The following is a 13,076-nucleotide window of genomic DNA, read 5'->3' as shown; positions in this document are numbered from 1 at the left end:
GCGCCGCGCTTCAGCGCAGCTTGTCCAGCGCCGCGTCCAACCGGTCCACCGCCCAGATCTCCAGCCCTTCGATGGGCTGGCGCGGGGCATTGGCCTTGGGAATGAGCGCAATCGAGAAGCCCAGCTTGGCAGCCTCGCGCAGGCGCTCCTGGCCGCGGGGCGCGGGCCGGATCTCGCCCGCCAGGCCCACTTCGCCGAACGCGATCAGTCCGCGCGGCAGGGGCCGGTCGCGCAACGAGGACATGATGGCAAGCAGCACCGGCAAATCGGCCGCGGGCTCCGTGATGCGCACGCCGCCCACCGCATTGACGAAGACGTCCTGGTCGAACGTGGAAACGCCCGCATGCCGGTGCAGGACCGCCAGCAGCATCGCAAGGCGGTTGCCTTCCAGGCCCACCGTCAGGCGGCGCGGATTGGGCGCATGGGAGCTGTCCACCAGCGCCTGGATCTCGACCAGCAAGGGGCGTGTGCCCTCTTGCGTGGCCATCACGCAGGACCCCGCCACCTGTTGTTCATGCTGCGACAGGAACAAGGCGGACGGATTGGCCACGCCCCGCAGGCCGCGGTCCGTCATCGCGAACACGCCCAGTTCATTGACCGCGCCGAAGCGGTTCTTGAAGGCGCGCACCAGGCGGAACGACGAATGCGTGTCGCCTTCGAAATACAGCACCGTGTCCACGATGTGCTCAAGCACGCGCGGGCCGGCCAGCGCGCCGTCCTTGGTGACGTGCCCGATCATGACGATGGCGATGCCCGTCTGCTTGGCAAGCCGCGTGAGCTGCGCCGCGCATTCGCGCACCTGCGACACCGAACCGGGCGCGGCGGTGAGTTCGCCGCTGTACAGGGTCTGGATCGAGTCGATGACGGCGACCGAGGGCTTTTGTTCGGATACCGCGGCCTGGATGGCTTCGAGCCGGATCTCCGCAAGCAGGTTGACGTTGCCGGTCTGCAGGCCAAGCCGGCGCGCGCGCAGCGCGACCTGTTCGGCCGATTCTTCGCCGGTCACGTACAGCACGTTGGTGGTTTCGGACAGCGAGGCCAAGGCCTGCAGCAGCAACGTCGATTTGCCGATGCCGGGATCGCCGCCGATCAGCACCACGGCGCCCGCCACCAGGCCGCCGCCCAGCACGCGGTCGAATTCATCCAGGCCGGTGGGCTGGCGCGGGGTTTCGCGGGCTTCGATTTCGGACAGGCTGCGCACCGGGCTGGATGACGCCAGCGGCGCGTAGCGGTGCGCGGAAGCCGCCGGCGCGGACGACTCCACGGTTTCTTCCAGCGTGTTCCAGGCGTTGCAATGCGGGCATTTGCCCTGCCACTTCGGGGTGGTGCCGCCGCAGTCGGCGCACACATATACGGTTCGGGTTTTGGCCATGCGCGAAAGTGTACCCGGCAACCCGCGCCGCCCGCCCGCCGCATCACCGGTCATGGCGCGCGTTTCGGACACATCGCGGCGGGAGCTTTCAATCTGCTTGCATAAACAGGGACGCGCCGCAGTTACATGATGCAAAGACAAGAAATTTACTGCCCGATTCGTTTCAAATCGCGCATAATCGCCAGGAGCAGCGACAGATTGCCTGCCGTCCACACCGGACGGCGTGCGCCACGACGCGCGTCCTGGTGACGCGCCGCGCGGGCAATCACGGCGCCATCATCCGCGGTCTTTCGATATGCCGCGCAAACCGGAACACGACCCCAGCACGACGAGACGCCGGCACACCGGCGCGGCGCACGCAAAAGGTCAAACGCGGATACGCCGTGCCACCCGGCGTATGTGCGAGGAGTACGCGCATGAGCATCACCTATCGCCCCCCTTTTGACGAAGACGACGAACGGGATCTGCGCGCCCTGTATCGCAAGCCGGGCCCCGGCGCCAATCCTGAACTGGATGCGGCCGTGCGGCGCAGATGGCATCCCGGCCATAGCTGGCATCCCGGCTGGGGCGCGGCCGTGTGCGCCGTGATGGTCGCCGGCCTGTTCGCCTGGACGGACATGCGCGAAGCCGTGGACGAACCGGAATCCCAGATGCAGCTGGTTGGCGTCCACGAGACCGAGAAGGCGCAAGGCGACACCGCCCCGCCGCCGTCCGCAGCCAACGATGCGCCGCCGCTGCGCCGCGTCATCGCGCTGCAGCCCGAGCCCGTCTCCGCGTCTGCGCCCGCGCAGGCACAGCCCGCCATGGCGCCCGCCGCCGCCGTCGCGCCCGAGACCGCCGCGGCGGAACCTGCCCAGGCGGCAGATCAAGCACCTGCCGCCGAAATGCAGGCCGTCGTAGCCTTCACGGAGCAGGACATCGAAGCCCGCGTGGCCCAGATCCGAGGCCTGATCGTGGATGACCGCGAGGAAGAGGCGGTACAGGCGCTGCGCCAATTGCAGCAAGGCGCGCCCGACTTCGCCTTGCCGGACGACCTGCAGGAGCTGTCGCGGCAGAACCCGGCTTAACAGGGACTGCCATGCCGAGGGGCTGACGGTCCGGGCGGCGGGCATTGCCGAGGGCCCGCCAATCGCGAGGGTCCGCCCTGGCCCGGCCCCGCCGCCGCGCCCGCGCAGGCTGCCCGGGGCGCGAAGATTTGGTCATTTTCCGGGCGGCTTCTTGCTAACATAGCCGCCATGAGTCCGAGCTTCCACCACCGCAATCTTCCCCATTTGCTGCTCTATGCGCGCGAGACGCTGATGGCGCATTTCCGCCCCGTGCTCAATGCCGCCGGCGTCACCGAACAGCAATGGCGCGTGCTGCGCACGCTGAGCGAAGTCGGCGCCCTGGAGCCCAACCAGATCGCGCGTGCCTGTCAGATCCTGAGCCCCAGTCTCACGCGCATGCTGGCGGGCATGGAAGAACAAGGGCTGATCAAGCGCACGCGCTCCAGCGCCGACCAGCGCCGCCAGGAAATCTCCCTGACCGCCAAGAGCCACAAGCTCATCGACCGCATGCGTCCGATGGTGGACGCGAAGTACCAGGAAATCGAAGCGAAGATCGGCAAGGAACTGCTGGACCGCCTGTACCGTGATGTGGACGCCATGGTCGACCTCATCAAGCGCGACGGTCCCCTCCCGCGCGATGCCGGCCGGCCGTAAGCGCGGCCTCCAATACACCTCCCCCCTCCACGCGATCCGCCCCCCATGGACCTTCTGACCAATACCTTCAAGCAGGCCTTGCGCGACGGCAAGCCCCAGATCGGCCTGTGGGCCGGCCTGGCCAGCGCCTACACTTCGGAAATCCTTGCGGGCGCCGGCTTCGACTGGCTGCTGATCGACGGCGAACACGCGCCCAACACGCTGGATTCCACCCTCGCCCAATTGCAGGCGGTGGCGCCCTACCCGGTCGCGCCCGTGGTGCGGCCCGCCTGGAACGACGCGGTGCAGATCAAGCAGATCCTGGACACCGGCGCCCAGACGCTGCTGGTCCCCATGGTGCAATCGCCGGCGGAAGCAGCCGCCGCGGTCGCGGCCGTGCGCTATCCGCCGCAAGGCATACGCGGCGTGGGCAGCGCGCTGGCGCGCGCGTCGCGCTGGAACCGCATCCCGAATTACCTGGAACGCGCCAACGACCAGATGTGCGTGCTGGTGCAGATCGAAACCCCGAGCGGCATCGAGGCGCTGGACGAGATTCTTGCGGTCGACGGCGTGGATGGCGCTTTCATTGGTCCGGCGGACCTGTCGGCCAGCATGGGCTATCTGGGCCAGCCGGAACACCCAGTGGTCGAGAAGACCATCGATGACGCCATCGGCCGCATCGTGCGGTCAGGCAAGGCGGCCGGCATCCTGCATGGCGGCATGGCCCAGGCGAAGCACTATCTGGCGCTGGGCGCCACCTTCGTCGCGGTGGGCGTGGACGCGGTGCTGCTGGCGCGCGCGGCCGAAGCGCTGGCCGGCGAGTTCAAGGAACTGAGCGCGGTCGCCGCAAGCAAGGGTCCGTACTGAGCGGCGCAGGCGCGCCGTCACGTTTGCCGCGGCGAGTCGTTGGCCTACGGCAGGACGTAGCGCCAGTATTACCTAGGACCGGCCGGCCAGGCTGCCGCCGCCATCCACGCCCAGCACCTGCCCGGTAATGAAACCGGCGTCGTCGGACAGCAGGAAGGCGATGGCCGCGGCCACTTCGGCCGGGGTGCCCAGGCGCTTCATGGGCACGGAGGCCAGCGCGCGCTTTTCGTTTTCGCTGCCGGCGGGCCGGGTGGCGCGGAACATTTCGGTTTCGATGGGACCCGGCGCGACCGCGTTGGCGGTGACCCCGTATTCGGCCAGTTCCAGCGCCCAGGTGCGGGTGCAGCCCACCAGCGCGCTCTTGGCGGCCGAATAGGCGGTGCGCTCCAGGCCGCCGTGGATGGCGCGGCTGACGACGTTGACGATCCGGCCGGCGCGGCGCACCTTCATGGATTCGATGAAGGCCTGCGTCACCTGCACGGCCACGCGCACGTTCAGGTCCAGCACGTTGTACAGGGTGGCCAGGTCGATCTCGCCGAGCGGCTGGGGCGAGGCGATGCCCACGTTGTTGACGACGGCATCGACGGGGAATTTCTCGCGGATTTCGCGCAGGACTTCTTCGGTGCGGCCGGCGTCCGCCAGGTCACAGGCGTACAGGTAGCCGGGAAAATCGACATCGGTGGTGTTGCGCGCGATGCCCACCACGTGACAGCCCATGTCGGACAGCCGCTGAGTAAGCGCCCAGCCTATGCCTTTGGTGGCGCCCGTAATGAGCACGCATTTGTCCTTCATGGATGAAACCTCGCAGTCTGTTTTCTTGGTCAAAAACGGGCGCCTGAGCGCCCGGTTTCCAAAGTAGACACCATCCGGCGTCCCCTGTCTTGTAAATTGCGTAGCAATTCTTGCCCTCCGGACGCCTCGGCTTGCCGCCGGCGACGGGGCCGGGCTCAGGCGTCCCGCGTGACCGGGACGCGCGGCGCCAGGGCGCAGAGCAGTTCATAGCCGATGGTGCCGGCGGCGCTGGCGACCTCGTCGACCGAGGGACCGTCTTCGCCCCACAGCGACACGGGCGAGCCGACGCCCGCGGCGGGCACGGGGCCCAGGTCGACGACCAGCATGTCCATGGACACCCGGCCAAGCAACTGGGTCCGGATGCCGGCCACCACGACCGGCGTGCCGGTGGTGGCGTGGCGCGGATAGCCGTCGGCGTAGCCGCAGGCGACGATGCCGATGCGCATGGCGCGTTCGGCGCGAAAGAGCGCGCCGTAGCCGACCGAATCGCCCGCCTTGATCTCCTGCACGGCGATGATTTCCGAGTTGAGCGACATGGCGGGCCTCAGGCCGAACGAAGACGCTTCGGCGTCGGCAAAGGGCGATGCGCCATACAGGCAGATGCCGGGCCGCACCCAATGGGCCTGGTTTTCGGAGCCAACGGCGATGTCGGCAAAGCGCAGGGCCGCGGCCGAATTGCACACGCTGACCGCGCCCGGCAGCTTATGCGTCACCGAATTGAAGACGCTCAGTTGCTCGTTCACGCCCTGCGGCCCGTCCGCGCAGGCGAAGTGGGTCATCTTGCCCACCGAGCCCAGCGTGCCCTGCTGCTGCAGCAGCGCCGCGCGCTCGTAGGCGGCGGGATAGGAGGCGGGGCTGAACCCCAGCCGGTTCATGCCGCTGTTGAGTTTCAGCATGATATCGACCCGGCGCGACAGCCGAGCGCGCGCCAGCATGTCGAGCTGGTCGCGATGATGGACCGTGCTGCTGAGGTGGTAGCGATCGACGATGTCCAGGTCGGACGGATCGAAGAAGCCTTCCAGCAGCAGGATCGGCCCGCCCCAGCCCGCCTCGCGGCAGCGCACGGCCTCGTCCAGGTCCAGCATTGCGAGGCCCTGCGCGTGGGAAAAGCCGGCAACCGCCTGTTCGATGCCGTGGCCGTAGGCGTTGGCCTTGATGACCGCCCAGATCGACGGCGGCAGGCCGCCGGCCGCGGCGGCGGTCTGGTCGAGGTGGCGGCGCACGGTGGCAAGATTGTGCGCAAGGGCGGAAACGGAAACGGTGGCGGTAATTGGACGCGGCATGATGTGAGATCCTGTGGCGTCCAAGTCTAACTGATCGCCGCCGTCGGCGGCATCGCGCCGGATCAAGCCGGGATGCTTACTCTAAAATGAAGCGAACCCGCCGCTTTGCGCCGTATCCACAGACCTAGTTCTGTCAACAGGCTTCTGTCCATGTCCATCGATCACTACGAGAATTTTCCCGTCGCCTCGCTGCTGCTGCCGCGCAGGCTGCGCGGCGCCGTGACCGATATCTACCGGTTCGCCCGCGCCGCGGACGACATCGCCGACGAAGGCAGCGCGACCGACGAGGAGCGCCTTGCCCAACTGGCGGCGTTTCGCACCGAGCTGCACCGCATCGGCGCCGAACCCGGCACGCCGCCCGCCCCGGGGCTGCCCCCGCTGGCCGACATCTTCGCGCCGCTGGCCCGGACCATCGCCCGGCACCAGCTTCCCATCACGCCCTTCTACGACCTGCTGTCCGCCTTCGAGCAGGACATTACCGTCAAGCGCTACGAGGACTACACCGCCCTGGCGGACTACTGCACGCGGTCGGCCAACCCCGTCGGCCGGCTGATGCTCCACCTTTACGAGGCCAGCACCCCGCAGAACATCGCCGAATCCGACGCCATCTGCACCGGGCTGCAGCAGGTCAACTTCTGGCAGGACGTGCGGGTGGACTGGCACAAGCACCGGGTATACCTGCCCCAGGAAGACCTGCGCCGTTACGGCGTCTCGGACGAAGACCTGGCCGCGTGCCGCCTTACGCCTGCCTGGCGCGAGCTCATGGCCTTCGAGGTCGAACGCACGCGCGCGCTGCTACACTTCGGCGCTCCGCTGGCGCGCCGCCTGCCGGGCCGCATCGGCCTGGAGCTGCGCATGGTGGTGCAAGGCGGGCTGCGCGTCCTGGAGCGGATCGAGGCGAGCGGCTACGATGTTTTCATGAATCGCCCCGAATTGGGCGCCAAAGACTGGGCCATCATGTTGTGGCGCTCCATCAAGTAACAGGCCGTGCCTAATGACCCCTGACGAGTATTGCCAGGAGAAAGCCGCCAAAAGCGGCTCCAGCTTCTACTATTCCTTCCTGTTCCTGCCGCCCGATCGCCGGCGCGCCATCACGGCCCTGTACGCATACTGCCGCGAAGTGGACGACGTGGTCGACGAATGCACCGACCCGTCCCTGGCGCGCATCAAGCTCGCCTGGTGGCGCACGCAGGTCGACCAGATGTATGACGGCAAGCCCGACCATCCCGTCACGCGCGCGCTGCAACCGCACCTGGAAAGCTGTTCGATCACCCGCGATCGCCTGCTGGCCGTGATCGACGGCATGGAAATGGACCTGGACCAGACCCGCTACCTGGACTGGCCGGGCCTGCGCAAGTATTGCTGGCATGCGGCCGGCGTGGTCGGCGAGCTGTCCGCCGGCGTGTTCGGTTATTCCGATCCCAAGACGCTGGTGTACGCCGAGAAGCTGGGCCTGGCGTTCCAGATGACCAACATCATCCGCGATGTGGGCGACGACGCGCGCCGGGGCCGCATCTACATCCCGGTCAACGACATGCAGCAGTTCCAGGTCAAGGCATCGGACATCCTGAACGGCGAGTATTCCGACCGTTTCAGCGCGCTGATGAAATTCCAGGCCGACCGCGCGCGCGAGCTGTACCGCGAGGCGATGAACAACCTGCCCGAGGCCGACCGCCGCGCCCAGCGCCCCGGACTCATGATGGCCGCCATCTACCACGCGCTGCTCGACGAGATCGAACGCGACAACTGGCAGGTGCTGCACCAGCGCATTTCGCTCACGCCCCTGCGCAAACTCTGGCTTGCCTGGAAAACCTGGGTGGGCGGCGGACGCGGACTGGTCCGCCGGTTGGCGCGGTGAAGGCCGCGGTCATCGGCGCGGGCTGGGCCGGCCTGGCCGCCAGCGTCGCCTTGCGCGAAGCCGGCGCCAAGGTCACGGTGTTCGAGGCCGGCCACACCCCCGGCGGGCGCGCGCGCCGCGTCTTTCATGGCGACTTCGACGCGCCGCTGGACAACGGCCAGCACCTGCTGTCGGGCGCCTACAAGGAAACCCTGGCGCTGATGCGCCGCGTGGGCCGCAACCCGGACGCGCTGTTGATGCGGCGCTCCTTGCGGCTCGCCAGCCTGGACGGCCGCTTCCACCTGTCCGCCCCGCGCCTGCCGGCGCCGCTGCACATGGCCATGGCCGTGCTGCGCGCGCGCGGCCTGTCCTGGGCCGACCGGCTGGCCATGCTGCGCCTGATGCGCGGCCTGAAGACCATGTCATGGATGCCGCCGCGCGACTGGACCGTGCTGCAGCTGCTGCACTATCACGCGCAGTCCGACGTGCTGATCCGCCAGGTCTGGGAGCCGCTGTGCCTGGCCGCGCTGAACACGCCGATCGCCACGGCCAGCGCCGTGCTGTTCGCCCGTGTGCTGCGCGACAGCCTGGCCGGCGCGCGCGAGGACAGCGACCTGCTGCTCCCCTGCACCGACCTGTCGGCGCTGTGGCCGGACGCGGCCGCGCGGCAGGTCACCATGCGCTACGGCAGCACGGTGCGCCAGCTCCATCCCTCGGTCCATGGCATCGACATCAACCAGGAACGCTTTGACGCCGCCGTGCTGGCCGTGCCGCCCGCCTTCGCGGCGCGCCTGCTGGACGCCCCGCTGCGCGAGGCTGGCGCCACAGGCCTGCTCGATGCGCTCAAGGCCTTTGACTACCTGCCCATCGCCACGCTGAACGTGCGCCTGGCCGATCCCTGGCGCCTGCCCGAGCCCATGATGATGCTGCGCGAAGATGCGGCCCGCGGCCATGCGGGCCAATGGCTGTTCGACCGCGCCCAACTGGCCGGCAACGCCAAGGCCGGGGAACTGGCCGTGGTGGCCAGCGCCGCCGTGGGCATGGGCGAGCGCAACCGGCGCCAGGTGATCGAGGCCCTGATCGACCAGGTGGCCGAGCAGGCCGCTGCCCACCCGCTGCGGCTGCCGCCGATGCCGGAGGTCGCGGCTGCGGAACTGTTCATTGAAAAGCGCGCGACCTTCGCGGCCGTGCCCGGCCTGACGCGGCCATTGAATACCACGCCGTGGCCCACGCTGGCGCTGGCCGGCGACTGGACCGACACCGGTTATCCCGGCGTGCTGGAAGGCGCGGTGCGCAGCGGCCTGCAGGCCGCGCGCGTGCTCAATCCGCGGGCGGACTGAGGGAGGCGGCGCGCGCCAGACAGGATCAGTCCTGTCCGGCGAACAGATCGGCCTGGCGCGGATCCGCGGGAGCCAGCTCGTAGCCGATCTGCGCCGCCACCTCGCGCAAAATGGCCTGGGCCAGATTGAAGGCGGTGTTGGCCGCCGGCACGCCTGCATAGATGGCGTTCTGCAGCAGCACTTCCTTGAGTTCATCGGGAGTCAGGCGCGATTCGTCCGGCGCCGTGAGCGCGGCGCGCACGTGCAGCTCGAACTCTTCCCAGCGGCCCAGCGACAGGGTCACCGCCAGCACCATCATCCGCCTTGCCTTGTGGGGCAAGCCGGGGCGGCTCCAGATGTCGTGCCACGCGTAGCGCGTGATCATGTTCTGGTAGTCCGCGGTAAACACGGTTGCGCGGTCCAGCGAACGCTGGACCCATTCATCGCCCAGCACGGCGCGGCGGTTGGCCAGGCCACGCTCAAAATCGTCTTTGCGGCTCATCCGAGGCATCTCCTTTCGACGGGGCCAGGCGGGCGCGAAGGCGGGCCGCCAAGCCCGCCCCCGCTGCCCGCCGGAAGATCAGTTCACCGTGATGCTATTGGTTTTCACGACTTCCGCCCAGCGCTGCTGTTCAGAGGACACGAACTTTGCGAAATCCGCCGCGCTGCTGCCCACGGGCGTCAGACCCAGCTTGGAGAGCTTCTCGCGGGTGTCCGGACGCGCAAGCGCCTTCTGCACCAGGTCCTGCAGTTTGGCGACCACCTCCGGGCTGGTGCCAGCCGGCAGGAAGAAGCCGTTCCATTCAACGACGTCGAAATTCTTGATGCCGCCCTCGCCCACCGTCGCGACGTTGGGCAGTTCCGGCATGCGCTTGCCCGACGAGACGGCAAGCGCCTTCAGCTTGCCGCCGCTGACATAGTTCAGGCTGGAGGCCGCGTTGGCGAAGTAGACGTCGACCTGGCCGCCCATCACGTCGACGATGGCGGGCGCGCCGCCCTTGTAGGGGACGTGCACGATGTCCACGCCGGCATCCTTCTTGAGCAGTTCGCCCGCCATCTGGGCCAGGCTGCCCGGACCGTACGACGCGTAGGTGTACTTGCCCGGGTTGGCGCGCGCGGCCTTGATGAAGTCAGGCAGGTTGTTGAACGGCGAACCCGGCGCGGCCACCAGGATGTTGGGCACGCTGACGGCCTGCGATACCGGGATGAAGTCCTTGTTCGCGTCGTACGGCAGTTTGCGCAGCGCGGGGTTGATCGAAAAGGCCGAGGCATCGTAGAGCACCGTGTAGCCATCCGGCTTGGCGCGCGCCACATAGGCCGCGCCGATGGCGCCGCTGGCCCCGCCCTTGTTTTCGATCACGACGCTCTGGCCGGCGACTTCGCCCATGCCCTGCGCAATGATGCGGGCGGCGTTGTCGGCGCCACCGCCCGCCGAATAGGGCACCACCAAGGTGATGGGCTGGTCGGGATAGCCGGCCGCATGGGCCGCGCCAAACGCGCCGGCCAGGGCGATGGCGGCGGCCAGCGGACGCAGTGCGGCAACGGCCGCGTGACGGGTTTTCTTCATGTGTGCTCCTCTCGTCTCCCCTGTGGGGATGTTCAGGTCGATCAGGGATCGTGACGCGATCCGTCCGCAGGATTCAGACGGTCGCGATGGGGTTGACCGGCGCGCCCACCAGCCCCGGCACGTACATTGGCGCCGCGGTCAGGAAAAAAGCGTGTCGGTGGTGCTGGCGCAGCCATTGCGCCAGCGGGGTCAGATGCCAGAGCTCGCCCAGCGGCAGCCCCAGCTTGAACAGGCAGTGTTCGTGCAGGGGCAGCAACGGCCCGCTGGCGCCCTGCAGGTGGTGATTGCGCAATTCGACCGCATGGTTGTCGGCCGCGATGGCCGCGATGCGGCTGCGCGTGATCCACGCGAGCAGTTCGGGGTCGGCGCCGTCCAGCACGCAGCAGCGGGTCTTGAGCAACTCCTGCTCGTCGTCGCCCAGCGTCAGCGCCAGATCGGCCAGCCCCGTGTGCAGGCACAGCACATCGCCGGGCCGGACCTGCACGCCGTCGGCTTGCATCGTGTCCATCAGGTCGCGGTAGGAGACCTTGCGCTGCGCATCGCCGTAGCGGGCCCGCAGGTCCACCATGACGCCGCGCCCCTGGATGCCGTGGCGTGCCATCGGTTCAATCGACAGGTCGCGCGTGCCGGCGAAGTTTTCCGCCTGCGCCTCGCTGACCGTGAAGCCGTTGTAGCCCGTCGGTTGCGCCTGCCCGGCGCCCAGCACGTCGACCATCGCGCCGACGTGGCCCAGCGCGTCCCATTGCGTCGAATACTGCGGCGACAGCGTGACGGCGTCGTCGCTCACCACGTCGGTGGCGCCGGGTACGTCGCGCCCCAGGCAATAGCGGTAAACCGGGACGCCATTCTTCTGGGCGGGCTGGATGACCGGGCCCTTGCGGCGCGGGTTGAGCACGGGCGCGCGCGGCACCGTCAGCGGCAGACTCAGGGAAAACGAAATGCCCTCCCGAATCTCGGCCACGGCCGCAAGGCGCGCCTGGCGGTCCAGGTAATTGAGCGTGCCGAGCTGGTCGTCTTGCCCGAAATCTCCCCAGTTCGAGCCCTCTGGCCGCTGAACGTATCGTTGCGCTTGACGCATGGTTCTTGTCTCCTCGTCCGGCTCGGACGATTGCTTTACTTATTGTTGCGGGCTATTGCACCACGGCCGATTGCAGCAGTTGTGCGATTTCATCCGCGGTGTATCCCAGCGTGGACAGTATTTCTCGACTATGTTCGCCCAAGCCCGGCGCGCCCCGGCCAGGCGCGGCCGCCACGTCCTGCCCGCCGCCGGATGACGGCTCGCCGTCGCCCGCGTCGAACCGGGCCCACTGCGCCAGCCCCAGATACCCGCCGGCCTGCGTGCTGCGGTAAGGACGCAGATGTCCCATCGCCAGCACCTGCGGATGGTCGAACATGTCCTCGACGCGCATTACTTCCGCGCACGGCACGCTCTGTCCGAAACGCTCCGCCCACTCGCGCGCCGACGCGCGCGCCAGCGCCTGCCGCACCATCGGCACCAGCACGGCCGCCTGGGCCGCGCGCTTTTTCACGGTGTCGTAATCGGGATGGTCGGCCAGTTCGGGCAGATCCAGATGGCCGCACAGGGCGCGCCAGAAGTGCGGCGTATTCGCGGACAGGTACAGGTGCCCCTCGCGGGTCGGATGAATGCCGGTGATGCCGCCCGAGCGCATGTCCCGCTCGATGTGGCGCGGCTCGCCGTCGGCCCACACCAGCCGCGCCGACTGCATCGCAAGGGCGCTGCCCAGCAGCGACACCTCGATGGCCTGGCCCCGTCCGGTCTTCTCGCGCCGGTACAGCGCGGCCGACACGCTATTGGAGATCAGCGAGGCGCCGTAGTAGTCGACGACCGACCCGTAAAGCACTTCGGGCGGTCCATCGGCCTTGGCCTGCGCGGCGCACATCCCGGTCATGGATTGCAGCACCTGGTCGTAGCCGGCGTGGCGCGCCATCGGCCCCGCCGCCCCATAGCCCGTCATGGCGCAGTAGACCAGGCGCGGATTGATGGCCGAGAGCGTGGCAAAGTCGATCTTCAGCCGCTCCGGCACGCCGGGCCTGAAATTGTGGACCAGCACGTCGGCCTCGCGCGCCAGGCGCACGAGCACCTCGTACCCGGCCGCGTCTTTCAGGTTCAGGCAGATACCCTGCTTGTTGCGGTTGATGCCCAGGAAGGCGCGGCTTTCAGCCGCCAGCGTGGAGGGATACTTGCGCAGGTTGTCGCCTTCGGGCGGCTCCACCTTGATCACTTCCGCGCCCATGTCGCCCAGCAGCGCGCAGCCGTACGGCCCTGCGATGTAGGCGCTCAGGTCCAGAACTTTGATGCCGGCGAGCGGCAGATGCGGTGGGGTGTCGTGTTCCATCAT

The 13,076-nt window shown here is 68.4% G+C and carries 13 protein-coding genes; 6 read left to right on the top strand and 7 right to left on the bottom strand.

Features of this window, described 5'->3' with window-relative positions; translation table 11 throughout:
- Window positions 1-10 precede the first annotated feature (10 nt).
- The gene (radA, locus tag ACZ50Q_RS11035) at window positions 11-1,372 is read right to left on the bottom strand and encodes a DNA repair protein RadA (protein ID WP_076522039.1); all 1,362 of its coding nucleotides are present in this window, start codon (window positions 1,370-1,372) and stop codon (window positions 11-13) included.
- A 416-nt stretch (window positions 1,373-1,788) separates the two neighbouring features.
- Between radA and ACZ50Q_RS11030 the strand changes: the two genes are divergently transcribed.
- The 3 genes from ACZ50Q_RS11030 (at window position 1,789) to hpaI (ending at window position 3,918) form a co-directional block, all read left to right on the top strand.
- A complete protein-coding gene (locus tag ACZ50Q_RS11030; RefSeq protein WP_092580193.1) occupies window positions 1,789-2,439 on the top strand; it encodes a hypothetical protein in 651 nt (216 codons plus the stop codon).
- Window positions 2,440-2,607: 168 nt separating this feature from the next.
- Window positions 2,608-3,072 (top strand): homoprotocatechuate degradation operon regulator HpaR, encoded by a 465-nt coding sequence (hpaR, locus tag ACZ50Q_RS11025; RefSeq protein ID WP_092580191.1) that lies wholly within the window; start codon window positions 2,608-2,610, stop codon window positions 3,070-3,072.
- A gap of 45 nt (window positions 3,073-3,117) precedes the next feature.
- Window positions 3,118-3,918 (top strand): 4-hydroxy-2-oxoheptanedioate aldolase, encoded by an 801-nt coding sequence (gene hpaI / locus ACZ50Q_RS11020; RefSeq protein ID WP_464081518.1) that lies wholly within the window; start codon window positions 3,118-3,120, stop codon window positions 3,916-3,918.
- A gap of 72 nt (window positions 3,919-3,990) precedes the next feature.
- Here hpaI and ACZ50Q_RS11015 read toward each other — a convergent pair whose 3' ends face one another.
- Complete coding sequence (locus ACZ50Q_RS11015) at window positions 3,991-4,710, bottom strand: SDR family oxidoreductase (protein ID WP_076520305.1); 720 nt, start codon at window positions 4,708-4,710, stop codon at window positions 3,991-3,993.
- Window positions 4,711-4,865: 155 nt separating this feature from the next.
- Window positions 4,866-5,993, bottom strand: a complete 1,128-nt coding sequence (gene alr / locus ACZ50Q_RS11010; protein ID WP_092580181.1) for an alanine racemase — start codon at window positions 5,991-5,993, stop codon at window positions 4,866-4,868.
- A gap of 150 nt (window positions 5,994-6,143) precedes the next feature.
- On the opposite strand from alr, the gene hpnC reads away from it, so the two are divergent.
- Genes hpnC through hpnE form a run of 3 tightly spaced genes read left to right on the top strand, consistent with a single transcriptional unit; the run spans window position 6,144 to window position 9,170 of the window.
- Window positions 6,144-6,974 (top strand): squalene synthase HpnC, encoded by an 831-nt coding sequence (hpnC, locus tag ACZ50Q_RS11005; protein WP_464081517.1) that lies wholly within the window; start codon window positions 6,144-6,146, stop codon window positions 6,972-6,974.
- A 13-nt stretch (window positions 6,975-6,987) separates the two neighbouring features.
- Window positions 6,988-7,851 carry a presqualene diphosphate synthase HpnD gene (gene hpnD, locus ACZ50Q_RS11000; RefSeq protein WP_076520302.1) on the top strand — a complete coding sequence of 288 codons (864 nt, stop codon included), beginning with the start codon at window positions 6,988-6,990 and terminating at the stop codon, window positions 7,849-7,851.
- On the top strand, window positions 7,848-9,170 hold the full coding sequence (gene hpnE, locus ACZ50Q_RS10995; RefSeq protein WP_092580175.1) for a hydroxysqualene dehydroxylase HpnE: 1,323 nt from the start codon (window positions 7,848-7,850) through the stop codon (window positions 9,168-9,170). The genes hpnD and hpnE overlap by 4 nt, the downstream gene beginning before the upstream one ends.
- A gap of 25 nt (window positions 9,171-9,195) precedes the next feature.
- Here the strand turns inward: hpnE and ACZ50Q_RS10990 are convergent, their stop codons facing one another.
- From ACZ50Q_RS10990 to ACZ50Q_RS10975, 4 genes are all read right to left on the bottom strand, one after another.
- Window positions 9,196-9,651 carry a carboxymuconolactone decarboxylase family protein gene (locus ACZ50Q_RS10990; RefSeq protein WP_076520300.1) on the bottom strand — a complete coding sequence of 152 codons (456 nt, stop codon included), beginning with the start codon at window positions 9,649-9,651 and terminating at the stop codon, window positions 9,196-9,198.
- A gap of 78 nt (window positions 9,652-9,729) precedes the next feature.
- Window positions 9,730-10,716, bottom strand: a complete 987-nt coding sequence (locus tag ACZ50Q_RS10985) for a tripartite tricarboxylate transporter substrate binding protein (RefSeq protein WP_464081516.1) — start codon at window positions 10,714-10,716, stop codon at window positions 9,730-9,732.
- A 73-nt stretch (window positions 10,717-10,789) separates the two neighbouring features.
- A complete protein-coding gene (locus ACZ50Q_RS10980; RefSeq protein ID WP_464081515.1) occupies window positions 10,790-11,794 on the bottom strand; it encodes a cyclase family protein in 1,005 nt (334 codons plus the stop codon).
- A 52-nt stretch (window positions 11,795-11,846) separates the two neighbouring features.
- The gene (locus ACZ50Q_RS10975; protein ID WP_464081514.1) at window positions 11,847-13,076 is read right to left on the bottom strand and encodes a CaiB/BaiF CoA transferase family protein; all 1,230 of its coding nucleotides are present in this window, start codon (window positions 13,074-13,076) and stop codon (window positions 11,847-11,849) included.

The sequence above is a fragment of the Achromobacter sp. T5-5 genome, assembly GCF_055397965.1.
Note: the sequence above shows the minus strand (reverse complement) of the source record. Positions and strands in the feature narration are given on the sequence as shown.